The sequence below is a fragment of the Streptomyces scopuliridis RB72 genome (genome assembly GCF_000718095.1).
Lineage (GTDB): Bacteria > Actinomycetota > Actinomycetes > Streptomycetales > Streptomycetaceae > Streptomyces > Streptomyces scopuliridis.
Genome location: NZ_JOEI01000005.1, coordinates 297,572 through 324,100, shown reverse-complemented (window position 1 = coordinate 324,100; position 26,529 = coordinate 297,572). Strand labels below are relative to the sequence as shown.

At 70.8% G+C, this 26,529-nt stretch carries 22 protein-coding genes; 5 read left to right on the top strand and 17 right to left on the bottom strand.

Annotation, left to right across the window (positions count from 1 at the left end):
• Positions 1 to 59 precede the first annotated feature (59 nt).
• From IF11_RS0106830 to IF11_RS0106815, 4 genes are all read right to left on the bottom strand, one after another.
• The gene (locus tag IF11_RS0106830; RefSeq protein WP_030350534.1) at positions 60 to 1,283 is read right to left on the bottom strand and encodes a hypothetical protein; all 1,224 of its coding nucleotides are present in this window, start codon (positions 1,281 to 1,283) and stop codon (positions 60 to 62) included.
• Positions 1,284 to 1,404: 121 nt separating this feature from the next.
• Positions 1,405 to 2,082: a hypothetical protein gene (locus IF11_RS0106825; RefSeq protein ID WP_030350533.1), complete on the bottom strand. Its 678-nt coding sequence runs from the start codon at positions 2,080 to 2,082 to the stop codon at positions 1,405 to 1,407.
• 19 nt (positions 2,083 to 2,101) lie between these two features.
• Positions 2,102 to 3,259, bottom strand: a complete 1,158-nt coding sequence (locus tag IF11_RS0106820) for a MerR family transcriptional regulator (RefSeq protein WP_030350532.1) — start codon at positions 3,257 to 3,259, stop codon at positions 2,102 to 2,104.
• A 145-nt stretch (positions 3,260 to 3,404) separates the two neighbouring features.
• The gene (locus tag IF11_RS0106815) at positions 3,405 to 3,923 is read right to left on the bottom strand and encodes an NUDIX domain-containing protein (protein WP_051745582.1); all 519 of its coding nucleotides are present in this window, start codon (positions 3,921 to 3,923) and stop codon (positions 3,405 to 3,407) included.
• A gap of 147 nt (positions 3,924 to 4,070) precedes the next feature.
• On the opposite strand from IF11_RS0106815, the gene IF11_RS0106810 reads away from it, so the two are divergent.
• Together IF11_RS0106810 and IF11_RS41545 are read left to right on the top strand one after the other, a co-directional pair.
• Positions 4,071 to 5,228: a glycerate kinase gene (locus IF11_RS0106810; RefSeq protein ID WP_030350530.1), complete on the top strand. Its 1,158-nt coding sequence runs from the start codon at positions 4,071 to 4,073 to the stop codon at positions 5,226 to 5,228.
• A 45-nt stretch (positions 5,229 to 5,273) separates the two neighbouring features.
• Entirely contained in the window at positions 5,274 to 7,205 is a 1,932-nt protein-coding gene (locus IF11_RS41545; protein WP_063759131.1) for a GNAT family N-acetyltransferase, read from the top strand.
• Here the strand turns inward: IF11_RS41545 and IF11_RS36430 are convergent.
• The 10 genes from IF11_RS36430 to IF11_RS0106755 all read right to left on the bottom strand — a co-directional run bounded on the left by IF11_RS36430 (position 7,123) and on the right by IF11_RS0106755 (position 20,069).
• Complete coding sequence (locus tag IF11_RS36430; protein ID WP_037727130.1) at positions 7,123 to 9,015, bottom strand: AMP-binding protein; 1,893 nt, start codon at positions 9,013 to 9,015, stop codon at positions 7,123 to 7,125. The genes IF11_RS41545 and IF11_RS36430 overlap by 83 nt on opposite strands.
• 153 nt (positions 9,016 to 9,168) lie before the next feature.
• On the bottom strand, positions 9,169 to 10,023 hold the full coding sequence (gene pssA, locus IF11_RS0106795) for a CDP-diacylglycerol--serine O-phosphatidyltransferase (RefSeq protein WP_030350528.1): 855 nt from the start codon (positions 10,021 to 10,023) through the stop codon (positions 9,169 to 9,171).
• Entirely contained in the window at positions 10,016 to 10,663 is a 648-nt protein-coding gene (locus IF11_RS0106790) for a phosphatidylserine decarboxylase (RefSeq protein ID WP_030350527.1), read from the bottom strand. The genes pssA and IF11_RS0106790 overlap by 8 nt, the downstream gene beginning before the upstream one ends.
• A gap of 184 nt (positions 10,664 to 10,847) precedes the next feature.
• A complete protein-coding gene (locus tag IF11_RS0106785) occupies positions 10,848 to 12,053 on the bottom strand; it encodes an acyl-CoA dehydrogenase family protein (RefSeq protein WP_030350526.1) in 1,206 nt (401 codons plus the stop codon).
• A 7-nt stretch (positions 12,054 to 12,060) separates the two neighbouring features.
• Complete coding sequence (locus tag IF11_RS0106780; protein WP_030350525.1) at positions 12,061 to 12,567, bottom strand: MaoC family dehydratase; 507 nt, start codon at positions 12,565 to 12,567, stop codon at positions 12,061 to 12,063.
• A gap of 2 nt (positions 12,568 to 12,569) precedes the next feature.
• Complete coding sequence (locus IF11_RS0106775; protein WP_030350524.1) at positions 12,570 to 13,571, bottom strand: HpcH/HpaI aldolase/citrate lyase family protein; 1,002 nt, start codon at positions 13,569 to 13,571, stop codon at positions 12,570 to 12,572.
• A complete protein-coding gene (locus IF11_RS0106770) occupies positions 13,568 to 15,604 on the bottom strand; it encodes a protein meaA (RefSeq protein ID WP_030350523.1) in 2,037 nt (678 codons plus the stop codon). Before IF11_RS0106770 ends, IF11_RS0106775 begins: the two co-directional genes overlap by 4 nt.
• 11 nt (positions 15,605 to 15,615) lie before the next feature.
• Positions 15,616 to 16,989, bottom strand: a complete 1,374-nt coding sequence (gene ccrA, locus IF11_RS0106765; RefSeq protein WP_030350522.1) for a crotonyl-CoA carboxylase/reductase — start codon at positions 16,987 to 16,989, stop codon at positions 15,616 to 15,618.
• A gap of 424 nt (positions 16,990 to 17,413) precedes the next feature.
• The gene (locus IF11_RS0106760; protein WP_030350521.1) at positions 17,414 to 18,226 is read right to left on the bottom strand and encodes a TetR family transcriptional regulator; all 813 of its coding nucleotides are present in this window, start codon (positions 18,224 to 18,226) and stop codon (positions 17,414 to 17,416) included.
• 61 nt (positions 18,227 to 18,287) lie between these two features.
• Positions 18,288 to 20,069 (bottom strand): 3-hydroxyacyl-CoA dehydrogenase family protein, encoded by a 1,782-nt coding sequence (locus IF11_RS0106755; RefSeq protein ID WP_030350520.1) that lies wholly within the window; start codon positions 20,067 to 20,069, stop codon positions 18,288 to 18,290.
• Between the two features lie 404 nt (positions 20,070 to 20,473).
• Here IF11_RS0106755 and IF11_RS0106750 point away from each other — a divergent pair, with 404 nt between their 5' ends.
• Positions 20,474 to 21,040, top strand: a complete 567-nt coding sequence (locus tag IF11_RS0106750) for an adenylosuccinate lyase (protein WP_030350519.1) — start codon at positions 20,474 to 20,476, stop codon at positions 21,038 to 21,040.
• Here the strand turns inward: IF11_RS0106750 and IF11_RS36425 are convergent.
• Genes IF11_RS36425 through IF11_RS0106735 form a run of 3 tightly spaced genes read right to left on the bottom strand, consistent with a single transcriptional unit; the run spans position 20,989 to position 23,074 of the window.
• A complete protein-coding gene (locus tag IF11_RS36425; RefSeq protein ID WP_106979116.1) occupies positions 20,989 to 21,471 on the bottom strand; it encodes a GNAT family N-acetyltransferase in 483 nt (160 codons plus the stop codon). The two genes, IF11_RS0106750 and IF11_RS36425, sit on opposite strands and share 52 nt — an antisense overlap.
• 55 nt (positions 21,472 to 21,526) lie before the next feature.
• The gene (locus IF11_RS0106740; RefSeq protein WP_030350517.1) at positions 21,527 to 21,928 is read right to left on the bottom strand and encodes a RidA family protein; all 402 of its coding nucleotides are present in this window, start codon (positions 21,926 to 21,928) and stop codon (positions 21,527 to 21,529) included.
• 60 nt (positions 21,929 to 21,988) lie between these two features.
• Positions 21,989 to 23,074: an Rv2578c family radical SAM protein gene (locus tag IF11_RS0106735; RefSeq protein ID WP_030350516.1), complete on the bottom strand. Its 1,086-nt coding sequence runs from the start codon at positions 23,072 to 23,074 to the stop codon at positions 21,989 to 21,991.
• A gap of 137 nt (positions 23,075 to 23,211) precedes the next feature.
• On the opposite strand from IF11_RS0106735, the gene IF11_RS0106730 reads away from it, so the two are divergent.
• The gene (locus tag IF11_RS0106730; RefSeq protein ID WP_030350515.1) at positions 23,212 to 23,667 is read left to right on the top strand and encodes an SRPBCC family protein; all 456 of its coding nucleotides are present in this window, start codon (positions 23,212 to 23,214) and stop codon (positions 23,665 to 23,667) included.
• 392 nt (positions 23,668 to 24,059) lie between these two features.
• Entirely contained in the window at positions 24,060 to 26,450 is a 2,391-nt protein-coding gene (locus IF11_RS0106725; RefSeq protein ID WP_240627979.1) for an MFS transporter, read from the top strand.
• Positions 26,451 to 26,529: the final 79 nt, after the last annotated feature.

The window sequence follows — 26,529 nt, the reverse complement described above, 5'->3', positions numbered from 1 at the left end:
CAGCGACGCCGGGGGCGGCGAACGGATTACCCCATGGGGCGGGGCCGCCTCGCGGGCCGCTACGGTACGGGCTTCACCGGCGGCACCGGCGTCACGGGCGCGAAGGGGTTCGGGGTCAGGCCCGTCCAGCGGTGCAGGACCGCGCGGCCGGTCTGCCGAGTGACGCCGTCGACCTGGACCGTGCCGGCCTCGGCGACGTAGTGGCGCCCGCCGCCCAGCGAGATCAGCCCGTACTGTCCGGCCGACTCCCAGCCGTACACCCCGGACGCCGGGTCATGCAGCCCGCGCGGCACGAGCGACAGCAACTGCCCCTGTTCGGACGGCTGCTGGCCCGGGACGGCGCCCCGTACGGGCCGCTTCGAGCCGTCGAGGACGAAGAGCGAGTAGTTCGGGAAGCCCGGCTTGGTGCCCTTGTACACGGCCATCAGCCAATTGCCGCTCTCCGCGTCGAACTCCAGGTTCTGCACGCCGTACGTGGTGTTCCCGGTGTACGCGAAGTACTTGCCGTCGGGGGAGGACGGGCCGCTCGTGTGCGGCGCGTCCTCCGTCAGCGGGCGCTCGTACCGCTTCCACTGCCGGACGTCGTACTGGAGCAGGACCTGATTGTCGTTGTCCTGGCGGCCGGTGTGGGCGTAGACGCCGTACGCGACGGTCAGCTTCGTACCGCCCTCGCGGTCGAAGGAGGGCCCGAACGCGACGCCGTCGATGCCGCTGCATCCGTACCGGTGGTCGGGGGTCTTGGCGGTGTCGCCGTCGAAGACGCCGTCGCCGTTCATGTCGGCGGTGTAGTCCTTCACGACCTCCTGGAGATGGACGGTGGTGACCACGCCGGTGGACGCGGCGTCCATGTTCATCCGGGTGATGCGGTCCCCGTCGAAGACCGCGATGTAGAACGCCTTCGCGGCCTTGTACTCCAGCGAGCCGTAGACCCGTCCGTCCTCCTCGTTGAAGTCCAGGTCACCGAGGTGGCCCGTGAATCCGGTGACGGAGCCGAGGGGCTTGCCGGCCAGATCCGTCTTCACCAGGAGGTTGGTGAAGGAGAAGTACATACGGCCCTTGCGGCGGTCGATGGCCATGCCCTGGAGATGGCCGGACTGCCACGTACCGCCGTCGATACGGGCGGGCAGCGCGGCGGGACGGCTGGGCAGGGTGGCGGGGCGGGCGGGCGGCGCGGCCTCGGAGGAGGTCAGGGCCTGCGCCGCGCCGGCGCCGGCGACGACGGCCGACACGACGACCACGGACATGAACAGGGCCGCGAACCGGCCGCGTGGGTGCCTTCGCATGATGCCTCCGAGTCCTGGGATTCCAGGATGATGCCGGGCGGCCGTGCACGGAGGACCAACGCGGAATGAATGTGGGGTGCCGACCCTGACGAACCGTCAACCACCCACCCGGCGCCGGGTGTCAGGCGGCGCGCAGTGCGATGGCCTCACCCAGTGCGGACTGTTCGGGGGCGGGCAGCCGCTTCTCGGCGTGGAGCATCCGCAGGGCGGTGGTGAGGCGTTCCTCGCCCTCGGGCGCGCCGAGGCTGCCCATATAGGCGAGGCTGCCCGTATAGGCGAGGCTGCCCGTATAGGCGGGGAGGAGCAGGCTCAGCGCTTCGAGATCGGCACGCGCGCACAGCCGCTTCAGCAGGACACGGACCGGATCGTCCGGCGCGGGCGCGTCGTCGGTGGCCCGCAGCCCCCTGGCGACGCAGAGCCGGACCCACTCCCGGTACGGGCCGGGCGGTACGGCGTCGAGATGCCCGGCCGCCGAGCGGAAGTGCGCGCGGGCCGGTCCCCGCCGGCCGAGGGCGAGTTGGGCCCGGCCCATGGTGCCGTGGAGGGAGGCGTAGAAGCCGCGGACGCGGTCGTCGCCGACCCGGTCGGCGCGGGTCAGGCACTCCTGGTTCCAGCGCAGGGTCTCCTCCGGGGTCGGCTGATGGCGGGCGAGACAGTGCGTGGCGACGCACGCCTCGTAGTCGTCCCCGGCCGCTTCCCAGGCCCGGAGGAACAGCTCGCGCGCGTCGGCCTCCCGCCCCTCGGTCTCGGCCTTCATGCCCTCCGCGCAGAGCTGGACGACGGGGTTCTCGGGGTCCATGTCCACTCCCTCTTTTCGGTCAGACGGCAGCGCGGTCGAGGCTGACGGGCATCACCAGCGTGGTGAAACTGCCCTGGTCCGCGGAGCGCACCACCACCGGCTCGCTGACGGTGGCGATCTCCAGCAGGACGTCAGGGCCCACGCTCGCCTCCAGGGCAGGGGCCAGCACGGCGGGGTCGAAGCCGATACGCGGGGGCTGTTCGCCGGGGCAGACGGCCGGCAGAGCCGTGGCCCGGGAGTGGTCGGGCAGGGAGACGGTCACCTCGTCCTCGCCGAGCCGCAGCACGACCGCCGGTGTTTCCCCGCAGCCGTTGACGGCGTCGAGCAGGGCCGACCGGTTCACGATCAGCCGGTGCCGAGCCGGTGTGAGGGCCGACAGCATCTCCCGGTACGCGGGGAACTCGGCGGTCGAGACGGGGAGTTCACGGGACGCGGCGCCCGCCGTCTCGTGGAGCGTGGCCCCGTCCGGGCCCGCCTCGATCGTCACGGCGGCGCACCGCGCGGCCCACGCCCCGGTCCCGGGCAGCGAGTTGGCCGCGAGCAGCAGCCGGCGGGCGGGCCCCTCCACCGCCGCCACCGGCCTCAGGACCCGCATCGACAGCCGGTAGCGGTCGGTGGCCACCAGCCGGACCTCGCCGTCGTCGATCTCGACGAGGACGCAGCCGAGTTCCGGGTGTTCCGGGTCGTGTCCGACGGCCGGCACGACCTGGCGGAACGCGCTCGCCAGCTCCACGCCCCCGAGATGTACGAGCGTGACGGCCTCGGTCTCAGCCCCGGCTCCGGACCCGGCTCCGGCCCTGGAATCCGTACGCGTCCCGTCGCCTTCGCCGGAGAGGGACCGCAGCACCGCCTCGATCGTGGCGTCGGCCGTCCGCGTCCGGTCCCGTACGGTGTTCCGGTGCCGCTCCAGCACGGCACGGGCCTCGTCCTCGTCGCCGTCGAGCACGACGGTGACCTCGGCCAGCGGCAGCCCCGCCGCCCGCAGGCTCCGCAGCAGCCGGGCCCGGATGTCCTGGTCGGGGCGGTAGAAGCGGTAGCCCGTCGTCGCATCGACCCGGGCGGGCCGCAGCACACCGCAGTCGTCGTAGAAACGCAGTGCGCTCGGCGCGAGGCCGACGCGCCGGGCGAAGGCGCTGATGCCGAGGAGGTGCGCGGTGCTGTTGGTGGTGAGGTCCATGCCGGTGATTGTCGACGTTCAGCCAACCTGAAGGTCAACTCGCCGCCGGAACCCCCACCGAGGCGGTCTCACGCCCGGACAGGACCTGGACGAGTAAGTCCGAAGTCCCGTCTGCCCGGGGGCGTCTGGCGACGCTGCTTCGGACCTAGCCGGCGCTGTGCCCGTTCTCCAGCTCCACCGCGCCCGCGCCGGAGTCCAGTACGTCGAGCGCGGCCAGTACCCGCAGTCCGAGCGAGCCCGGCAGAAACGCCGGGACCTCGGCGCGGTCCAGCAGCCGCCACGACAGCAGCTCCTCCTCCTGGAGCCGGATCGCCGCCAGCCGCTCGTCGTCCAGCACCCCGCCGTCGTACAGATACGCGGCGATCGGCGGCCGGGCCTGCCCCTGCACCCAGTCGATCGCCAGCAGCCGCCCCGGCTCGATGTCGAGGCCGATCTCCTCCAGGGTCTCCCGCCGGGCGCCCTGGCGAGGGGTCTCGCCGTCGTCGGACTCGATGGTCCCGCCGGGCAGCGCCCAGCCGTCCCGGTAGTTGGGCTCGACGATCAGCACGCGCCCCGCGCCGTCCCTGAACAGCACGGCGGCCCCGGCGAGGACGCGGGGGAGACCCGCGATGTACGTGGCGTAGTCGGTATCGGTACCGGTATCCGTATCAGCGTGTGTTTTCACACGGGAAAGCCTAGGGCCTGTCTTCCGGCGGGGCCGAACATCGCACGCGGGCCCCATAGCCGCACAAGGGTGGCCTATGGGCACGGAGCCGCCGTCCGGATAGGGTCGGGGGCGGCGCGACTGCCTGTTCGAAGAGCAAAGGGATTCATGGTGACGGACGGAGCAGTAACGAAGGCCGCACGCGTGCTCATCGCGGCGGACAAGTTCAAGGGTTCGCTCACGGCCGTGCAGGTCGCGGAGCGGGTGACGGCCGGGCTGCGTCAGATCGTCCCCGACGTGGCGGTGGAGACCCTGCCCGTAGCGGACGGCGGCGACGGTACGGTCGCGGCGGCCGTGGCGGCCGGTTTTGAACGACGTGAGGTACGGGTCACCGGTCCGCTCGGCGATGAGCTGACGGCGGCCTACGCGCTGCGTGACGGTACGGCCGTCGTCGAGATGGCGGAGGCATCGGGCCTCCAGTGTCTGCCCGACGGAGTCTTCGCGCCGCTGACGGCGACCACCTACGGCTCCGGCGAGCTGCTGCGCGCCGCGCTGGACGCGGGCGCGCGCAGCATCGTCTTCGGGGTCGGCGGCAGCGCCACGACCGACGGCGGCGCCGGGATGCTCGCGGCGCTCGGCGCCCGTTTCCTGGACGCGGCGGGGCAGCCGGTCGGACCGGGCGGCGGCGGGCTGCGCGAGCTCGCCACCGCCGACCTCTCCGGTCTGGACGAACGGCTCGCCCGGACGGAGATCGTTCTCGCCAGCGATGTCGACAATCCACTGACCGGCCCCAAGGGCGCCCCCGCCGTCTACGGGCCGCAGAAGGGCGCGAGCCCCGAGGACGTCGCCACCCTCGACGCGGCCCTCGCCCACTACGCCACGGTCCTGGAGGCGGCCATCGGCTCCCGCGCCGCCGCTCTCGCGCTCTCGCCCGGCGCGGGCGCGGCCGGCGGTATCGGCTACGGCGCGCTGGTCGGCCTCGGCGCGGGCTTCCGGCCCGGGATCGAGGTCATGCTCGACGTGCTGGGCTTCGCCGACGCCCTGTCCCGGGCGACCCTCGTCATCACGGGCGAAGGCTCCCTGGACGAGCAGACCTTGCACGGCAAGGCCCCCGTGGGCGTCGCGGCGGCGGCCCGCGCACGGCGCATCGAGGTCATCGCGGTCTGCGGCCGACTGGCCCTCCCGCCCGAGGCCCTGGGCAGGGCGGGCATCCGCCGCGCCTACGCTCTCAGCCGGCTGGAACCGGACCCGGCCGTGTCCATGGCCCAGGCGGGCCCGCTGCTGGAACGCCTGGCGACGGAGATCGCACGGGACTTCCTCCTCTGAGCCCAGCCGCTCCGAGCTCAGCCGGACACCGCCTAAAGTCGGGGCGTGCGAATACGGGAGGCACGCCCCGACGAGGCGCCGGCGCTGAGCGCGCTGGTGCTGCGCTCGAAGGCCCACTGGGGTTACGACGAAGCGTTCCTGGCCGCCTGCCGTGACGAACTGACCATCTCCGCACATGAGGTGACGGCCCGTCGGCTCGCGGTCGCCGAGGACGAGACATCCGGGGAGGCCCTGGGCGTCGCCTCGCTGGAGGGCCGGGCCCCGGACGGCACGCTCGGCCTGCTCTTCGTCGAACCCCGCGTGATCGGCCTGGGCATCGGCCGCGCCCTGTACGCCCATGTCCTGGACCGGGCACGCGAGTTGGGCTTCGAGCGGCTGACCATCGATTCCGACCCGCACGCGGTGGACTTCTACCGGACGCTCGGCGCGCGACCCGTCCCCGGCGGGGGCGCGCTGCCCCGGCTCCTGGTGGAACCGCCGCCACGCAGGGCCTGGGTACGGGCCTGGACGCGCGGCCTGCGCACCGTACAGCTCGGCAATGTCGGGGAGTTCCAGACGCAGTTCGGTGAACTGACCCCGCTCGCGCGCCGGGCGAGCGGACACTACTCCTGCCTGGCCGCACTCGGCAGCCCGCACCCGGCCGCGGTCGTACTGCCGGTGACCGTGCCCCCGGGCTGGGTTGAGCTGCTGTGCCGTCAACTGGCCTGGGAATCGGTGGAGGTGTACGACGGCCTCGGCGCCCACCACAACGACGAGGCCCCTCCCCCCGGGCTCGCCGCCGCGATCCTCGCCCGCCCCGCCCTCACCCGCCGACTGCGCGGGCTCCAGCTGCCGTTCGTACCGTGGGGTCACACGGGACCGTCCGGTGAACTGTCCGGGGAGCCCCTCCCGCCCGGGGCGCTGCGGTACGAGTCCAAGAGCGCGGCCAACAGCCTCTTCCGGCGGCTCGCCCCCGCGCATCCCGCCATCACCGTGCCCGTTCAGCGGACGGTGGCCAACCGCCGCGAGGCGGCCCGGCTGCTCCTCGCGCTGGTCCGCTCCGGCGCGGGCGGTGTCGTCAAGACCGAGCACGGCGTGGGGGGTTCGGGCACCCATGTGGTCAGATCCGTACGCGGTCTGCTGCCGGTGCTGCGCGCGCTGCCCCGGGGCCCGCTTCTCGTGGAGGATTACCTCACGGACGTGGCGGACGGCTCCGCGCCGGGCCAGGGCGACAGCCCGCCCGACCTGCCGCCCGACGTCCCCCGCGACCTCACCTACGACGGCCTCGTGGACCCGGCCGGCACGGTGCACGACGTCGGCGCCGCGCGGATGGACGTCGCGGATACGGCGTACCGGGGAGCGACCGTCGGTCCCGGCGCGGTCCCGGACCGGGCCGCCTCGATCGCCCTGCGGTTCGGGCACGCGGTCGGCCTCGAACTGGCCGCGAGCGGCTACCGCGGTTGGTACGACGTCGATTTCGTGACCGCCACGGCCGGCCGGCTCGCGCCGACGGAGATCAATCTGCGGCTGACAGGACCGTCCGTCGCGTTCATGGTGAAGGCCCGTCTCGACGAGACCAGGGGCGGCGATCATCTCGTACGTTCCCTGGATCACATCCCGCTCGGCGCCCGGCTTCCGGATGCCCAACTCATCGCGTGGCTCAAGGAACTGACGACCCGTTGTGCGGGGATCGGGGCGGTGCTCGTGCCCTCGATCCCCACGGCCGCCTTCGACCCCGCCCCGTTTCTGGGCGTCCTGCTCGCCGCCCGCGCGCCGGACTGTCTCGACGCGGCCGAGGCGCTGGTCCGCGGCGCGGCCCAGGACCTCGGCCGAATCTTCGCCCAAGCCGGCGGGATCTTCGCCCAAGCCGGCGGGATCTCCGCCCAAGCCGCCCCGGCCAGCAGCCCCGCCGCCCCTACCGGTCCCGCTGTCCGACAGCGGGCAGCGACACCACCCAGATCACCACGATCAGCGCCGCGATCATCAAGGGCACATTGAAGGAGTAGACGAGAGCCGCCTGCCGTGGCCAGTCGGTCTTGGCGGCCAGCCGGTAGAGGTTGTCCTGCGGCCACCAGGCGACCAGCAGATAGACGATCGCCAGATGGGCCGCGGCGGTCAGCCCCCGCGATTCGCTCCGCCGCAGCATCACCCCCCGGCCCACCGCCAGGAACCCCATACCGACGGCGAACGCGCACCACTCGGCCAGATACAGCAGTGCGAACAGTACGTTCCACGGCCCCGGCACCCCGGTCAGATCCGTGGAGCCGGGAAAGATCACGTTGGTGAGCACAAGAGCCAGGAAGCCGGAGCAGACCCCGACCGCGGCGGCGATAGCGCCCTCGGTCGCGTCGTCGCTCGCCCCGCTCTTGCCGCTCGCCCGCACGGCCCCAGGGACCGGTGGCAGCGGCAGCTCCCCCCGGTCCACCTTCCCGGCCGCGTTCACCGGCAGCTTTCTGAGGCGCACCACCGCCTCGGGGACGTCCCCCGCCGGGACCAGGCCGGTGAGCCTGGCACGCAGGGAGGCGGCCTCCGGCGCGGCGCCGAACGGAGCCCCGGCGCCCGGCACCACGAACGCGATCAGACGACCGCCCCTACGGCCCCGGTCCCCGGTGATGACCACGTCCTGGATATGCGGGTGACCGGCCAGCGCCGACTCCACCCGGTAGGTGTCGACCGTCCTGCCGTCGATCTTGACCCGGTCGGCCGCCCTGCCGCGGAACTCTATGGGCCCCTCGCCCTGCCGCCGTCCCACGTCACCGGTGGGGACCGCGTCGCCGCCCTCCGGCGGGGTGAGCCAGATCCGGCCCTTCCGCAGCGCCGCCGCGCACCCCGGGAACGGCAGCCCCAGATACGCGGCCCGCTCCGGGTTCGCCACGGGACCGGGCAGCTGCTCGGGCTCGAACCAGGTACCGCACCCGGCGACCTCCGCCGTCCCGTACACACTCAGCACCCGTGCCCCGGTGGCCGGCAGCAGCCCCTGGAGCCGCAATTGCTCATCGAGGCGCAGCGGTGCGCCGCCCACCGCGAGCAGCCGCAGGGACGGCAGCTCCTCCTCCGTCAGCCGGGCGGCGGTCGCCGGGCTCATTTCGGCGACCGTGATCTGCTCCGCCGTGATCCGCTCGGAGGTGATCGGCCGTTCGGAGAGCACCAGCGTCGCGCCCGAGCACAGGGCGCGTATCCAGCCGCCGGTGAATTCGGTGGTCGCGGGCGGCGCGGTCACCAGCAGCCGGTCCTCCGGCGACAGCCCGTAGACCTCGGACCAGGCGGCGTACGCGGCGAGCAGCCGGTCGTGCCCGGTGGAGACGGCCGTGCGGCTGCCCGTCGTCCCCGCCGTGAACAGCACGGCGGCCGGTCCGTCCGGGGGAGAGCCGGCCGCGTCCCGGGGGGCGGGTCCCGCGTGGGCGATAGCCGTCGCGTCGGTGTCCAGACAGATGGCCGTCCGGCCGCGTCCGTCGTCGATCCGCGGCAGCAGCGATTCGTTCGTGATGACGGCCTTGGCCCGCGCGAGCCCGAGTAACCCGTGCAGCTCCTGGGCCGGAGTCCCCGGGTCCAGGACGGCGTACGCGTGGCCCGCCTTCAGTACGGCGAGGATCGACACCAGCACCTCGGCCGGGTGCCGCGTACAGATGGCGACCGTGGATCCGGAATCCGGCAGTCCGGTGTTCGTGGCGAGATACGCGGCCAGTCGTCCGGCGTCGGCGTCCAGCCGTTCGTAGCCGATCCGGTCGCTGTCGGTGATGACGGCGATACGGTCGGGTGTCTGTCGTGCCCGTTCTTCGAAGAGCTGATGTATCGATCCCCCGGTCATGGCGGTCGATCCTTCCAGAGGGACAGGGCTCGCGGAAGGGGGAGGCCGCCGGAAAGGGAGCGCACGGGAAGGGAAGAGCGCACGGGAAAGGGCCCGGGCGCGCGTACGCACCCGGGCCCTTCACGATCATTCGCCGTACGGCGACAGTCCCGCCTACGGCAGCTGCGCCGCCCGTGCCTCGCGGCGGTTGCCGCGGAACGTGTTCACGCGCCGGGCCGTGGCGAAGAGCGGGATCACCGCTCCCGTCACCACCTGGAGCGCACAGCCGGTCTGGAGCAGCAGCTGACCACCCGGCGCGTCGAACGCCCAGGCCGCCAGCAGCCCCATCGCGGCCACGATCCAGCTGAGCATCGCCACCGCGAGAATGCCCCGCGGCTTGGGGTACTCGACCCGGCTCACCATCAGCCAGGCCACTCCGATGATCGCGAGCAGCGTCGGTACGAAGGGAAGCTCCAGCAGCACGATCGAGATGACCGTCAGGGCGCCGAAGGGACTCGGCATCCCCTGGAACATGCCGTCCTTCATCGTCACGCAGGAGAATCTCGCCAGTCGCAGCACGACGGCCAGCAGCACCACGACCGCCGCCAGCGCGGAGACCCGTTGATGCGCGTCGTCCGCGACCATCCCGTACACCAGTACGAAATACGCCGGGGCGAGGCCGAAGCTGATCAGGTCGGAGAGGTTGTCCAGCTCCGCGCCCATCGGCGAGCTGCGCAGCTTGCGCGCCACGAGCCCGTCGAAGAGGTCGAAGATCGCCGCCGCCAGCATCAGGATCACGGCCGTCGCGGCGGAGTGCCGCGCCATGCCGCTTTCGTCGCTGCCCGTGAGATGCGGGATGAGGATGCCGGTGGTGGTGAAGTAGACGGCCATGAAGCCGCAGGTGGCGTTACCGAGCGTGAGGGTGTCCGCTATCGACAGCCGCAGTGACAGCGGCATGTCTTCCGCGTCGTCCTCCTCCTCGGCCTCGGCCTCCGCCGCCCAGCCGGCTTGCGTATCGGGATCAATCACGGTCAATTCGAGTCACCCCTGCGGTCGTGGTCTGACCGACCTCGACAGCGACATCGACACCTTCCGGAAGGTAGATGTCGACACGCGAGCCGAACCGGATCAGGCCGATGCGCTCGCCCTGTTCCACCTTGGTCCCCTGGGGCAGATACGGGACGATGCGCCGGGCTACCGCGCCGGCGATCTGCACCATCTCGATGTCGCCCAGTTCGGTGTCGAAGTGCCAGACAACGCGCTCGTTGTTCTCGCTCTCCTTGTTGAACGCCGGAACGAATCCGCCGGGGATGTGCTCAACGGATGTCACGGTTCCCGCGAGGGGTGCGCGGTTGACATGGACGTTCAGCGGGCTCATGAAGATGGCGACCCGGGTGCGCCCGTCCTTCCACGGCATGATGCTCTGCACCACACCGTCGGCCGGGGAGATGACCCGGCCCTGAGTGATCTCGCGCTCGGGGTCGCGGAAGAACCACAGCATGCCCGCCGCGAGCGCGGTGGCGGGCACAGCGAGGACCGCTGCGCGCTTCGAGTGACGTGCGCGGACAAGACCGATCGCGGCGGTGGCGACGGTGGGCAGGAGCCACGGCGATGCTCCGCGCGCGAGGCGGACACGGCCGCGTGGTGCAGAGGTTTGGCTGTGGGGCATGGATGACCTTCGTAGCGGATGATGCCGCGCTGGCAACGGGGGGACGGCGGCGGCTTTCCAGCGATGGTACTGGTTTCGAGCCGCAACTGAGCAAGCCAGGACCCGAGTCGAGCGGCTTGAAGCCAGCACCAGAGGGCGACAGGGTGTGATCTTCTTCGCCATTAAACCCGAACAAAAGTGACAATTAACCCTGGAATCGGTACTCCTCCAGCAGTCGGCGGCCGATGATCATTTTCTGGATCTCGGCGGTACCTTCGCCGATCAGCAGCATCGGGGCCTCGCGGTAGAGGCGCTCGATCTCGTACTCCTTGGAGAAGCCGTAACCGCCGTGGATACGGAAGGCGTCCTCGACGACTTCCTTGCAGTACTCGGAGGCGAGGTACTTCGCCATCCCTGCCTCCAGGTCGTTTCGTTCCCCGGAGTCCTTTTTGCGTGCCGCGTTGACCATCATGGCATGGGCGGCCTCGACTTTCGTGGCCATCTCCGCCAGCTTGAACTGGATCGCCTGGTGCTGCGCGATGGGCTTGCCGAAAGTGTGACGCTGCTGGGCATACGAGACTCCGAGCTCGAAGGCGCGCTGTGCGACCCCGCAACCACGCGCCGCGACATTCACCCGGCCGACCTCGACGCCGTCCATCATTTGGTAAAACCCTCGGCCGGTGGCCCCGCCGAGCACCCGATTGGCCGGAATGCGCAGTCCGTCCATGATCAGCTCGGTGGTGTCGACCCCCTTGTAGCCCATCTTGTCGATCTTCCCCGGGATGGTCAGACCGGGCCGCACCTCGCCGAAGCCGGGCTCCTTCTCGACCAGGAACGTGGTCATCGACTTGTGCGGGGCCGTGCCCTCCGGGTGCCCCTCGTCGCTGCGGCACAGCACGGCGACGAGATGGGATGTGCCGCCATTGGTCAGCCACATCTTCTGGCCGTTCAGTACATACGAGTCACCGTCCCTGATCCCCTTGGACGTGATCGCCGCGACGTCCGAGCCGAGACCCGGCTCCGACATCGAGAACGCGCCACGCACCTCGCCGGCCGCCATCCGTGGCAGGAAGGTTGCCCGCTGCTCCTCGGTGCCGTGCTGCTTGAGCATGTACGCCACGATGAAGTGGGTGTTGATGATGCCGGAGACGGACATCCAGCCCCGGGCGATCTCCTCCACGCAGAGCGCGTAGGTGAGCAGGGACTCGCCCAGGCCGCCGTACTCCTCGGGGATCATCAGCCCGAACAGGCCGAGCTCCTTGAGCCCCTCGACGATCCGGTCCGGGTACTCGTCGCGGTGCTCCAGCTCGGTGGCGACCGGGATGATCTCCTTGTCGACAAAATCCCTTACGGTCGCCAGGATCTCCCGCTGGATGTCGGTCAGCCCGGCTGTCTGGGCGAGTCGGCTCATATCTCTGTCACTTCTCCCGCAGCTCGGGGCGGCCGGGCTGCTCGCCGCCGCGTTCCTTGATGTACGCCTCGGTCGGGACCATCACCTTGCGTCTGAACACGCAGACCAGCGTCCCGTCCTGCTTGTAGCCCCTGGTCTCCACGTACACGATTCCGCGGTCGCTCTTCGAACGCGACGGTGTCTTGTCCAGTACGACCGTCTCGCCGTAGAGCGTGTCCCCGTGGAAGGTCGGCGCGACGTGCTTGAGCGACTCCACCTCCAGATTGGCGATGGCCTTCCCGGAGACATCCGGCACCGACATGCCCAGCAGCAGCGAGTAGATGTAGTTGCCCACGACGACGTTCTTCCCGAAGTCCGTCGTCTTCTCGGCGTAGTTGCTGTCCAGGTGCAGTGGATGGTGGTTCATGGTGAGCAGACAGAACAGATGGTCGTCGTACTCCGTGACCGTCTTGCCCGGCCAGTGCTTGTAGACCGCGCCGACCTCGAACTCCTCGTAGGTGCGTCCGAACCGCATCGTCACGCCTCCGGGGCTTCGAACGAGGTGGTACGCCGCATCCCCGCGGCCCGGCCCTTGCCCGAGATGACCAGCGCCATCTTGCGGCTCGCCTCGTCGATCATCTCGTCGCCGAGCATCGCGGAGCCCTTCTTGCCGCCCGCCTCCGACGTGTAGTACTCGTACGCGTCCAGGATCAGCTCGGCGTGGTCGTAGTCCTCCTGGGAGGGCGAGAAGATCTCGTTCGACGCCTCGATCTGGCCCGGGTGCAGCACCCACTTGCCGTCGTAGCCCAGCGCCGCCGCCCGGCGTGCCACCTCGCGATAGCCGTCCACATCGCGGATCTGGAGGTAGGGGCCGTCGATCGCCTGGAGATCATGGGTACGGGCCGCCATCAGAATGCGCATCAGAATGTAGTGATAGGCGTCCGCGCCATAGCCGGGCGGCTGCTGGCCGACGACGAGGGACTTCATATTGATGGACGCCATGAAGTCGGCGGGGCCGAAGACGATCGTCTCCAGACGCGGCGAGGCGGCGGCGATCTCGTCGACGTTCACCAGGCCCTTGGCGTTCTCGATCTGCGCCTCGATCCCGATCCTGCCGACCTCGAAGCCCATCGTCTTCTCGATCTGGGTGAGCAGCAGATCGAGGGCGATGATCTGCTGGGCGTCCTGGACCTTCGGCAGCATGACGCAGTCGAGATTGTGTCCCGCGCCCTCCACCACCGTGATCACATCGCGGTAGGTCCAGTGCGTCGTCCAGTCGTTGACCCGTACGACCCGGATCTTGCCCGTCCAGTCGCCCTTGTTGAGCGCGTCGACGATCGTGTGCCGGGCGCCCTCCTTGGCGAGCGGCGCGCAGGCGTCCTCCAGATCCAGGAACACCTGGTCGGCCGGCAGTCCCTGGGCCTTCTCCAGGAAGCGCGGGTTCGACCCCGGTACGGCGAGACACGAGCGGCGCGGCCGCAGCCGGTTCGCGGCGGTTCCGGGCGTCTCGGTGGCGTCGGTGGTTGCAGGCGCGGTCATGCGGGGACCTCCCATGGGTCGAGCTTGTTCGCTGTGCGGATCTCGTCGACGATACGGCCGATGATCTCCGTGATCCCGAAGTCCTTCGGGGTGAAGACGGCGGCCACTCCGGCCGCCCGCAGCTCCTCGGCGTCGGCGTTCGGGATGATCCCGCCGACGATCACCGGGATGTCGCCCGCGCCCGCCTCGCGCAGCCGCCCGAGAACCTCGGGCACCAGCGCGGCGTGCGAGCCCGACAGGATCGACAGGCCCACGCAGTGCACGTCCTCGGCGAGCGCGGCACTCACGATCTGTTCGGGCGTGAGCCTGATGCCCTGATAGACCACCTCGAATCCGGCGTCGCGGGCGCGGACCGCGATCTGCTCGGCGCCGTTGGAGTGCCCGTCCAGACCGGGCTTGCCGATCAGCAGCCGCAGCCGCCCGGTGCCGCCCGGGGCGCCGGCGGCCGAGGTCAGCTCCCCGGCGGTACGAGCCACCTTCTCGCGTACGGCCGCGAGCGCGCTGCCCGTCTCCGCGGATACCGCGACCGGGGCGCCGCTGACGCCCGTAGGCGCGCGGAACTCGCCGAAGACATCCCGCAGCGCCCAGGACCACTCGCCGGTCGTCACCCCGGCCCGCGCGCACTCCAGGGTGGCGGTCATCAGATTGCCGGTGCCCGCGGCGGCCTTCTTCAGGGCGGTCAGCGCGTCGGTGGCCCGGGCCTCCTCGCGGTTGACCCGCCAGCTCTGGAGAGCCGCCACCACCCCGGCCTCGTTTGCCGGATCGACCGTCATGATCGCGGTGTCGAGATCGGCGGTGAGCGGGCTGGGCTCGGTGGACTCGTAGCAGTTGACGCCGACGATCTTCTCCTCGCCCGACTCGATCCGCGCCCGCCGCTCGGCGTGCGAGGCGACGAGCCGCGACTTGAGATAGCCGGACTCGACGGCGGTCATCACCCCGCCCATCTCCTCGATCCGGTCGATCTCGGCGAAGGACTCGGTGACCAGGTCCGCCACCTTGGCCTCGATGACATGCGAGCCCTCGAAGATGTCCGCGTACTCCAGCAGATCGCTCTCGTGCGCCAGCACCTGCTGGATACGGAGCGACCACTGCTGGTCCCAGGGGCGGGGCAGCCCCAGCGCCTCGTTCCAGGCGGGCAGCTGTACGGCGCGGGCGCGGGCGTCCTTGGAGAGCGTCACGGCGAGCATTTCGAGGACGATCCGCTGGACGTTGTTCTCCGGCTGCGCCTCGGTCAGCCCCAGGGAGTTGACCTGGACGCCATAGCGGAAGCGGCGCTGCCTGGCGTCCTCGATGCCGTACCGCTCCCGGGTGATCCGGTCCCAGATGCGGGAGAAGGCCCGCATCTTGCACATCTCCTCGATGAACCGGACCCCCGCGTTGACGAAGAACGAGATCCGGCCGACCACCTCCCCCCTGCGCTCCTCGGGGACCTGCCCGGACGCGAACACCGCGTCCAGTACGGCGATCGCGGTGGACATCGCGTACGCGATCTCCTGGACCGGGGTGGCCCCCGCCTCCTGGAGGTGGTAGCTGCAGATGTTGATCGGATTCCACTTGGGGATGTGGTTCACCGTGTACGTGATCATGTCCGTGGTCAGCCGCAGACTCGGCGCCGGCGGGAAGACATGCGTCCCGCGCGAGAGGTACTCCTTGACGATGTCGTTCTGGGTCGTCCCCTGGAGCCGGCTGATGTCCGCGCCCTGCTCCTCCGCGACCACCTGATAGAGCGCCAGCAGCCACATGGCGGTGGCGTTGATGGTCATCGAGGTGTTCGTACGCTCCAGCGGGATGTCCTGGAACAGCCGGCGCATGTCGCCGAGGTGCGAGACCGGGACCCCGACGCGGCCGACCTCGCCGCGGGCGAGGATGTGGTCGGGGTCGTAGCCCGTCTGCGTCGGGAGATCGAACGCGACGGACAGGCCCGTCTGCCCCTTGGCGAGATTGCGCCGGTACAGCTCGTTGGACGCCTCGGCGGTCGAGTGACCGGCGTACGTCCGCATGAGCCAGGGCCGGTCCTTCTGACGATCAGGCATGTAGGGAACCCTCAGCTGTCGCGAGTGTGGGGGGCGGTCCGCTCCGCCGAAGCGTCGCGGAACAGATCGATGGCGTCGAGATGGCGTGCGCGCAGCTCCTTGTCGCGCACCCCGAGGCCCTCGCGCGGCGCCAGCGCCAGCACGCCGACCTTGCCCTGGTGGCGGTTGCTGTGCACGTCGTGGGCGGCCTGGCCGGTGTCCTCCAGCGCGTACACCTTCGACAGGGTGGGATGGATCTTCCCCTTGGCGACCAGCCGGTTGGCCTCCCACGCCTCGCGGTAGTTGGCGAAGTGCGAGCCGACGATCCGCTTCAGTGACATCCACAGATAGCGGTTGTCGTACTCATGGGTGTAGCCGGAGGTGGAGGCGCAGGTCACGACCGTGCCGCCCTTGCGGGTCACATACACGCTCGCGCCGAAGGTCTCGCGCCCCGGGTGTTCGAAGACGATGTCGACGTCCTCGCCGCCGGTCAGCTCGCGGATGTGCTTGCCGAAGCGTTTCCACTCGCGCGGATCCTGGTGGTGCTCGTCCTTCCAGAACCGGTAGTCCTCGGCGCTGCGGTCGATGATCGCCTCGGCGCCCATCCGCCGGCACAGCTCCGCCTTGCGGTCGCTGGAGACGACACAGACCGGGTTCGCGCCGCCGGCCAGCGCGAACTGCGTGGCGTACGAGCCCAGTCCGCCGCTCGCGCCCCAGATCAGCACATTGTCGCCCTGCTTCATCCCGGCGCCGTTGCGGGACACCAGCTGGCGGTACGCGGTGGAGTTGACCAGCCCGGGGGCCGCGGCCTCCTCCCAGCTGAGGTGCCGGGCCTTGGGCATCAGCTGATTGGACTTCACCAGCGCCAGCTCCGCCAGACCGCCGAAGTTGGTCTCGAAGCCCCAGATCCGCTGTTCGGGGTCGAGCATCGTGTCGTTGTGGCCGTCGGACGATTCCAGTTCGACGGAGAGGCAGTGCGCGACGACCTCGTCACCCGGGTGCCAGGCGTTGACACCGGGCCCGGTGCGCAGCACGACGCCGGACAGGTCCGAGCCGATGATGTGGTACGGCAGATCGTGCCGCCTGGCGAGTTCGCTGAGCTTGCCGTACCGCTCCAGGAAGCCGAAGGTCGGCAGCGGCTCGAAGATCGAGGTCCACACGGAGTTGTAATTCACCGAGCTGGCCATGACGGCCACCAGGGCCTCTCCGGGGCCCAGTTCGGGCACCGGCACCTCATCGAGATGGAGCGACTTGCGGGGGTCCTTCTCCCGGGTGGGGAGGTCGGCGAACATCTCCGTCTCGTCCTTGTGCACGGTCACCGCGCGGTACGAGCCGGGCAGCGGCAGTGCGGCGAAGTCGGCGGACGTCGTGTCCGGCGACAGGATCGCGTCCAGGATTTCCTTCACGGTGTTGCCTCCGGCGAAGCTGAGGGTGCGAGATGCAAGGGGGCTGCTTGCTGGTGCGGTGGAGGTGTGCCGTCGGTTCGGCGGGTGCGGGTGCTGATCGAGCGGTGCTCGGTGCTGATCGGCGGCGCCGGGTGGGCGCGGAGGTGCCTGTGACGCAGGCGTCCTGGCGCACAAGCGAGATGGCTTGCGGGAACAGCCGGACAACTTCACGGTATGGCACCCCATGACAGCTGACAAGGCACTGGGTGCCAACAATTTCTCTCGTTTGTCACCCGCGGGGCACGCATGAGCAATGTTTACCGCTCAATCGGCCACACATATCACCGTACGAGATCAAGCGAGCGCATGGCGTAGGCGGGGGCGGAATGCGAAAGCGCACCGGACCGCGCGGGTCCGATGCGCCGGGCGCGCTACCGGGGGGCGCTCACGCGTCCCTGAGCGCCTGCCTGATGGTGCGCATGACCTCGTCCAGCGGAGCGTCCGTGTGCGCCACCGCCACGAGCACGTCGCCGGTGGTACGCGCCGTGGCCGCCACATGCTCCGGCTTGCCGCCGATGGTCCGGCCCGCGCCGATGCCCGTACCGAACGTGTCGCGCACGATCGAGAAGGCATGGTCGAGCTGCGCCTCGACATCGCCCCGGCCGCCGGCCCGCAGCCAGCGGCGCAGCACATGGTTGTGTGCGGTGACGACCGCGGAGGCGGCCACCTCGGCCAGCAGCGGGTCGTCATTGCCGTCGGTGTGGTCGCGCTCGTCGAAGTGGCCCAGCAGATAGCGGGTGAACAGCCGCTCGTAGCGGGCCACCGAGGCGATCTCGCGCTCCCGGAGCGTCGGGACCTCGCGGGTCAGCCGGTAGCGCTCCACGGAGACCGCGGGGGAGGCCGCGTACATCCGCATGACCTCCTTGATGCCCCGGCAGACCGTGTCGAGCGGGTGCTCATGGGCGGGGGCGGCGTTGAGGACCGCCTCCGCCCGTACGAGTGTGTCGTCGTGGTCGGGGAAGATCGCCTCTTCCTTGGAGCGGAAGTGCCGGAAGAAGGTACGGCGGGCCACCCCCGCCGCCGCGGCGATCTCGTCGACGGTCGTCGCCTCGTACCCCTTGGTCGCGAACAGTTCCATGGCCGCGGCCGCCAGCTCGCGGCGCATCTTGAGCCGCTGGGCGGCGGCGCGGGTACCGGCGGCACTCTCCGGAACGTCGGTCCTGGAGTTCGTACGGGAGGACTTGGCGGGCTGGGACATGAGGTGAACGTACTGCATCGGCGCAGGAGAGCGCGCCTGCGGGGGCGGCCCGCCCCCGGAGTCAGCGCCGGGCATATTCGCGGAAGCCGCGGCCCGTCTTGCGGCCGAGGCAGCCCGCGGCCACCAGATGTTCGAGCAGCGGCGCCGGGGCCAGGCCCGGGTCCCGGAACGCGCGGTGCAGGACCCGCTCGATGGCCAGCGACACATCGAGGCCGACCACATCGAGGAGCTCGAAGGGCCCCATCGGATAGCCGCCGCCCAGCCGCATCGCGGCGTCGATGTCGTCCAGCGTCGCGTAGTGCTGCTCGACCATCTTGATCGCGTTGTTCAGATACGGGAAGAGCAGCGCGTTGACGATGAAACCGGCGCGGTCGCCGCAGTTCACCGGGTGCTTGCGGACGGCCGTGGACACGGCGTGGACGGTGGCCACCGCCTCGTCGGAGGTGAGGACCGTACGGACCACCTCGACCAGCTTCATCGCCGGGGCCGGGTTGAAGAAGTGCATCCCGACGACGTCCCGCGGACGCGAGGTCGCGCGGGCGCAGGCGATCACCGGGAGGGACGAGGTCGTGGTGGCCAGCACCGCGCCCGGCCGGCAGACCTTGTCGAGCGTGGCGAACAGCCGCTGCTTGACCTCCAGATCCTCCGCCACCGCCTCGACGGCGAGGTCCACCTCGGACAGCGCGTCGAGCGAACCGGCCGGGGTGATCCGCGCCAGCGTCTCGGCACGCGCCTCGGCTGTCATCCGCCCCTTGTCGACCGACCGGGCCAGCGACTTGGCGATACGGGAGACGGCGCCCGCGGCCTTCTCCGGGGTACGGGCGGCGAGTACGACGTCGTATCCCGCCTTGGCGAAGACCTCCGCGATACCGCTCGCCATCGTGCCGGAGCCCGCCACCCCCACCGCGTGGACGGGCCGCCCGGCGCCGCCCTCCGGGCCGGCCGCCGGGGTGAGCGCGTCCGGCACGACCGTGCCGCTGCCGGGCGCCTCGTATGTATAGAAACCGCGCCCGGACTTACGGCCGGTCAGTCCGGCGTCGCTGAGCTGGCCGAGGACCGGCGCGGGGGCGTGCAGCCGGTCGTGCGACGCCGCGTACATCGCCTCCAGCACGGTACGGGCGGTGTCGACCCCGATCAGATCGAGCAGGGCGAGCGGCCCCATCGGCAGCCCGCAGCCCAGCCGCATCGCGGCGTCGATGTCCTCGCGGGAGGCGTACTTCGCCTCGAACATCGCGGCGGCCTGGTTGAGATAGCCGAAGAGCAGCCCGTCCGCCACGAAACCCGGCCGGTCGCCCACCGCGACCGGCTCCTTGCCCAGCTCCCGGGCGAGCGCCGTGACGGCCGCGACCGCCTGCGGCGAGGTGAGGACCGACGAGACCACCTCGACCAGCTTCATCGCCGGCGCGGGGTTGAAGAAGTGCAGGCCGAGCACGCGCTCGGGGTGCGCGGAGTCGGCGGCCAGCCGGGTCACCGACAGCGCGTTGGTGCCGGTCGCCAGGATCGTGGTGGGGCTGACGATCGTGTCCAGCGCGCGGAAGACCCGCTGCTTCGTCTCGTACGACTCCGGCACGACCTCGATCACCAGCTCGGCGTCGGCGGCGGCGCGCAGATCGGAGAACGTACGGAACCGCGCGAGCGCGGTCCGCCGCTCCTCCTCGCTGATCCGGCCCCGCTCCACGGCCCGCGCGGTGGACGCGTCGAGCGCCCCGGCGGCGCGGACCGCGGCGGCGTCGCTGATGTCGATACCGATGACCTCGTGGCCGGCCCGGGTGAGGATCTCGGCGATACCGGTGCCCATCGTGCCGAGGCCGACGACGGCGATGGTGGAGAGAGGGATGTCCATCACGGGACTCCAGGGGATGAGAGTGACGACTGAGGGCGCGCGGCGAGCGCCGGGCGCGCGAAGGCGTGCGGTCACGGTGGTGGGGCGGTGGTGTGGCGGCGGACTCTGTTCCGGAGCCGCGCCGTACATCGCCGTTGAAGGCCGTACAGGCTGTACATCGCCGTACAGGCTGTACGTGGCCGTGCTGAACCGACAGCACTCACGACGGCTGCGTCACCAGGCCGTCGAAAGCCGCGGAGGTTATCCGCTCATCTGAGGCTAACCGACGGGTAACGAGCGCGCCATAGCTGGGTCGCTGTGCGCTGTGTCACGGGCGGCCGGAATTGCTCGTTCAGGCGTGAAGTGGCCGGTGGGGCGGGCCACTTGGTGCCGACAGCGCCACGCCGGGTCGATACGCTGGACGGATGGACGAGGACTTCCGCTCGCTCGCGGACCGGGTGCGGGACGAGTCCCGGGGCTCCGACGCCTGTGAGCGGCTGATCGCCACCGAGGATCCCGAGGCTCTGGCCGGTGTCCTCGTCGCGCCCGAACAGCCCCTGTGGGCACGGGAGATCGCGGCGTTCCGGCTCGGCTGCGCGGGGGACAGGCGGGCCTTCGAGACGCTGGTGCTGCTGCTCAACCACCGGGATCCGGAGCGCTGTGTCTCCGCCTCGTACGCGCTGGCACGCCTCGGCGACCCGCGCACCCCCAGAGCCGCCGCCGCGCTCGCCACCAACGGGCTGCGCACGGCCTACGCGCTCCATCCCGTACGGCTGCTCACGGAACTGCGCGCGCCCGAGTCCGTACCGGCGCTGATCAGCACGCTGGAACGGCTGCTGGCGCCGGACGAACCGTACTGGCGGGTGGCGCTCGCCTGCGTCGAGGGGCTGGGCCGGCTCGGCGACGACCGGGCGCGCCCCGCCCTGGAAGCCGCCCGCTGTCACCCGAGGCTGGGCGCCGCCGCGACCGAGGCGCTCAGCCGTCTCGCGTAGCGCACTTCCGGTACGGAGACCCCGCCCACCTCGAACGCCTCGGCGGCCCCGTCCGGCGCGAAGCCCGCCTTCGCGTAGAAGCGCCGGGCGCGCTCGTTCCCCGCGAGGACCCAGAGCCGCATGTCCTGGTACCCCGCCCCGGCCGCGCGGGCGGTCAGCTCGTCCAGCAGCGCCCGGCCGGTCCCGGTGGAGAGCCGCTCCGGCAGCACGTAGAGCGCGTACAGCTCGGCGGAGCCGGCAGCCGCGTCCGCGTCGCGGCCCGGTCCGTAACAGCCCCATCCGGCCCGCGAGTGCGGGCTGGGGGGCGATACGTTCCGGCTGCTGTCTTTCCGGTGGCGAGTGAGCCAAAGGGCGCGCCGCTGTCGAAAGGGAGGCTGTGCTCGATATGCGGCTCCGCCGCGCGGGCGGAGGTTCCCGAGGTACGAGGGAATCGAGCACGGTCGACCGTCGACAGTGGCATAAAGCGCCCGGAGGCGAACCGAGCCCTCAAAAAAGGGGACTGATCGCGAACGCCTCTATCTCCACCAGCAGTTCGGGCCGGAACAGCGCGGCCACCTGGACCGCCGAACTCGCCGGCGGACGCGCCGTGTCGATCACCGCGTCGCGCGCCTCCCGTATCGCCGGGAGATGGGCGACATCGGTGACGAAGTACGTCAGCTTGACCACATCGTCGAACGAGGCGCCGGCCGCGGCGAGGCAGCGGCGCAGATTCTCGAAGACCTGGCGCGCCTGGGCGGCCGGATCGCCTTCGCCCACGATCGCGCCCGCCTCGTCGAACGCGCACTGGCCGGAGACCGCGACGAACCGGCCGGTGCCCCAGACGACATGGCTGTAGCCGTTGCCCGGGGCGATACCGGCGGGGGAGCGCAGATGGGTGAGTTCCGTCATGGGTGCCATCCTCGCCGACGCCACTGACAACGGACCGCGAGGGTGCCGTGACCGGCGGCGTTACAGCAGCGTGAGCTGGGTGGCGCCCGGCCCCGGGTCCGCCGCCACCGGGCGGACCGGCAGGCCCGGGAGGTCCGGATTCCGTGGCACGGTGATCCGCCGGGCCTCGCCCCGGCTCACGGGGCCGATGCCGAACTCGTCGGCCAGTTCATGCACCTGCCGCGTGATCCGGCGCTGGTACCACTTGGGGGCGTACGCCCCCTCCGCGTACAACCGCTCGTACCGCGCCACCAGATGGGGATGGTGCTTCGTGAGCCAGGCCATGAACCACTCGCGCGCGCCCGGCCGCAGATGCAGGACGAGCGGGGTCACGGAGGTGGCGCCGGCCGCGGCGATCGCGCGTACTGTCGCCCGCAGCTGGTCGGGGCCGTCGCCCAGGAAGGGGATCACGGGCGCCATCAGCACCCCGCAGCCGATGCCGTTGTCGCTCATCGCCCGTACGACGTCGAGGCGGCGCTCGGGCGAGGGCGTGCCCGGTTCGACCGTGCGCCACAGCTCCTGGTCGACAAAGCCGACGGAGACCGAGACGCCCACCTCCGTGACGGCCGCGGCCTCCCGCAGCAGTTCCAGATCGCGCAGGATCAGCGTGCCCTTGGTGAGGATGGAGAACGGGTTCGCGTGGTCGCGCAGGGCCGTGATGATGCCCGGCATCAGCCGGTAGCGCCCCTCCGCCCGCTGGTAGCAGTCGACATTCGTACCCATCGCGATATGGGCCCCCTGCCACTGGCGGGAGCCCAGCTGGCGGCGTACCAGCTCCGGCGCGTTGATTTTGACCACGATCTGGGAGTCGAAGCCGAGCCCCGTGTCGAGATCCAGATAGCTGTGGGTCTTGCGGGCGAAGCAGTAGACGCAGGCGTGTGTGCAGCCCCGGTACGGGTTCACCGTCCATTCGAACGGCATACGGGACGCGCCCGGCACCCGGTTCACGATCGAACGGGCCCGGATCTCATGGAAGGTGATGCCGCGGAATTCGGGCGTGTCGAAGGTACGGGTGGTCACGGTGTCCGTGCCGAAGAGCGCGATGTCCCCGGTCGGCCCGGTCTGCCCGGTCGTCGAGGCGTTCTCGACCAGATTGTCCCAGCGCATGGGTGCCTCCTCGGTAGCACTGACCACAGAATAGAACACATGTTCCCTTGATCGCCGCAACCAGGATTTGGGCGGGCGTACCGGAGGGTGGTTGGCTGGCCGCACCCCACCGGAAAACGAGTGCTGGAGGAAGAGAAATGGCGCAGGTCGAGGCCACGACGGAGCGAATCATCGCGGCGGACCCGGAGACGGTGTTCGATGCTCTGGCCGACTACGAGAACACCCGCGCGAAGCTTCTGCCCGGACACTTCAGTGAGTACGAGGTGCGGGAGGGCGGCGACGGCGAGGGCACCCTGGTCCACTGGAGGCTCCAGGCCACCAGCAAGCGCGTCCGTGACTGTCTGCTGGAGGTGACCGAGCCCAGCGACGGCCGGCTCGTGGAGAAGGACCGCAACTCCTCCATGGTCACGACCTGGACCGTCACCCCGGCCGGTGAGGGCAGCTCGAAGGCCGTCGTCACCACCGTCTGGGACGGCGCGGGCGGCATCGGCGGCTTCTTCGAGCGGACCTTCGCCCCCAAGGGCCTGGGCCGTATCTACGACGAGGTGCTCGCGCGGCTCGCCAAGGAGACCGAGAAGGGCGCCGCTGCCTGACACCTGTCAGGTCGGACAGAAACCGACCGAGTCCCCCTGCCTTCCGGCAGGTTGAGACCACCTCCCGGCAGATAGTTGCCGGGGTCACCGTTTCGAGTGGTTTTCCCCGCGGCGCCGTAGCGTGCCCCCGCACAACGCGTCGCGGGAAAGCCCCTGATGAGCGCCTCGGTGTCGGCTCCACCGGTCAACCCGCCCCCGTCACAACCCCGTTCAGGGGAGAGCGGCCCGCTTGCTCCCGCTTGGCGCGCGATGCGAACAATGGCGCCGCGCAGGTGTGACGAGGGGAGCAGTACGTGGGCGGGACCACTCTGGTGAAGGGCGTCGGGAACGGTACCGGAAACGGCGCCGGCGGCGTCGGGAACGATGCCGACGAGGCCGCACAGGCCGCGTCACTGCCCGCACCCGCCGCGGCGGACCCTCCGCCGCCCCCGTCCGCCGGCGGCGCGGCCTCCGCCGAGGCCCTCAGCCCCCGCCGGGTGCGGCTGGTCTTCGTCGGGCTGATGCTCGCCCTGCTGCTGGCCGCGCTGGAACAGATGATCGTGGCCACCGCGCTGCCGAAGATCGTCGGTGAACTCCAGGGCCTGGACCGGATGTCCTGGGCGATCACCGCGTATCTGCTCACCGCCACGGTCGGACTGCCGATCTACGGCAAGCTCGGCGACCTCTTCGGCCGCAAGGGCGTCTTCCAGTTCGCCATCGTCGTCTTCGTCATCGGCTCCGCGCTGGCCGGCTGGTCGCGCACCATGGACGAACTCATCGCCTTCCGCGCCGTCCAGGGCATCGGCGCGGGCGGGCTGATGATCGGCGTCCAGGCGATCATCGCGGATATCGTGCCGCCCCGGGAGCGCGGGCGCTTCATGGGGCTGATCGGCGCGGCCTTCGGCCTCGCGTCCGTGGCCGGCCCGCTGCTCGGCGGATTCTTCACCGACCATGTCTCCTGGCGCTGGTGCTTCTACATCAACGTGCCCTTCGGTCTGGTCACGCTCGCCGTCGTCACCGTCGTCCTCAAGCTCCCCAAGCCGACCGCCCGCGCCCGCCTCGACGTCCTGGGCGCGCTGTTGCTCGCCGCCTCGTCCACCTGTCTGGTGCTGCTGACCAGTTGGGGCGGTACGGAGTACGCCTGGGGCTCACGCGTCATCCTCGGACTGACCGCGGGCGCCGCCGGAACGGCTCTGCTCTTCCTGGTCGTTGAGCACTTCGCCGCCGAACCGATCATCCCGCTGCGGCTGTTCCGCGACTCCGTCTTCAACATCACCAGCCTCGTCGGGGCGGTGGTCGGTGTGGCGCTGTTCGGCGCCGCCAGCTATCTGCCCACCTATCTCCAGATGGTCGACGGGGCCAGCGCCACCGAGTCCGGTCTGCTGATGCTGCCCATGATGGGCGGTGTCGTCGTCGCCTCCGTCGTCTCCGGCCAGCTCATCAGCCGTACCGGCCGCTACAAGATCTATCCGGTGCTCGGCGGGGCGCTCTCGGTGGCCGGGATGTGGCTGCTGTCCCGGCTGGACACCGGCACGTCCCAGCTGGAGTGCGGCATCGCGCAGGCGACTCTCGGCCTCGGGATGGGGCTGGTGATGCCCGTACTGATCCTCGCCGTGCAGAACTCCGTAGGGCCCGCCGATCTCGGCACCGCCACCAGCGCCAACAACTACTTCCGGCAGATCGGCGGCAGTGTGGGCGCCGCCATCTTCGGCACGCTCTTCGCCAACCGGCTCGCCGACGCCCTCGCCGACCGGGTCCCCGCGGGTACCGGCCTCCCCGACGTCGAGTCCATCACCCCGCAGGCGGTCCACGCGCTGCCGCCCGCGCTGCGCGACGGCTATATCCAGGCGTACGCGGACGCCATGCCGCGGATCTTCCTCTATCTCGTGCCGGTGCTCGTCCTCGGCCTGTTGATCGCCTTCTTCCTCAAGGAGAAACCGCTGGTGTCCCAGAACGTCTCGGCCGCCGAGTCCGGCACCGTCCCCGCCGCGCGCAGCGCCTCCGCCCCCGGCATCCCCGCCGCGCCGGCCCCGGCCCCGTACATCTCCGGCGTCGCCGTCTGCGGCACCGTGCAGCACTACGACGGCTCGACCGTGCCGCGCGCCGCCCTCACCCTCATCGACGTCCATGGCAAGCAGATCGGACGCGGCGCGAGCGGCGAGGACGGACGGTACGCGCTGAGCGTGCCGGGCTCCGGTTCGTATGTGATGATCGCGGCGGCCGGCGGGCATCAGCCCCAGGCCGTCACGGTCACCGTCGGCGAACGCCCCGTCGAACTGGACGTGGTCCTCGGCGGCGCCGGGCGGCTCGCCGGGGCTGTGCTCACCGCGGACGGCACGCCCGTACGGGACGCCGCCGTGACCCTCACGGATGTACGGGGCGAGGTGGTGGCGAGCACCCGCAGCGGGCGCGAGGGCGCGTATGTGATCTCGGAGCTGGTGGCGGGCGAGTACACGCTGGCAGCGAGCGCCCCCGCCTTCCGGCCCGCCGCGCTGCCGGTCAGTGTGCAGGCCTCCCGGGAGACCCGGCAGGACATCGAACTGGCCGGCGGGGCGGTACTGCGCGGCACCGTACGCGCCGGGGGCGGCCGCCCCGTCGAGGACGCGCGGGTCACCCTGCTCGACGCGGCGGGCAATGTGGTGGACACCCTCACCACCAACGCCGACGGCACTTTCCGGTTCGTGGATCTCTCGTCGGGCGAGTACACCGTGATCGCCGCGGGCTATCCGCCGGTGGCCACGGTGCTCCAGGTGGCGGGCGGTGGACGCACCGAACGCGATCTCCAACTCGGCCATGAAGACTGACTGAATTTCAGTCAACAGGGGGTTGTGCGCGGGCGCACTACTGATTAGTTCATTGCCCGGCGCATCCCCCTCGCAGGGC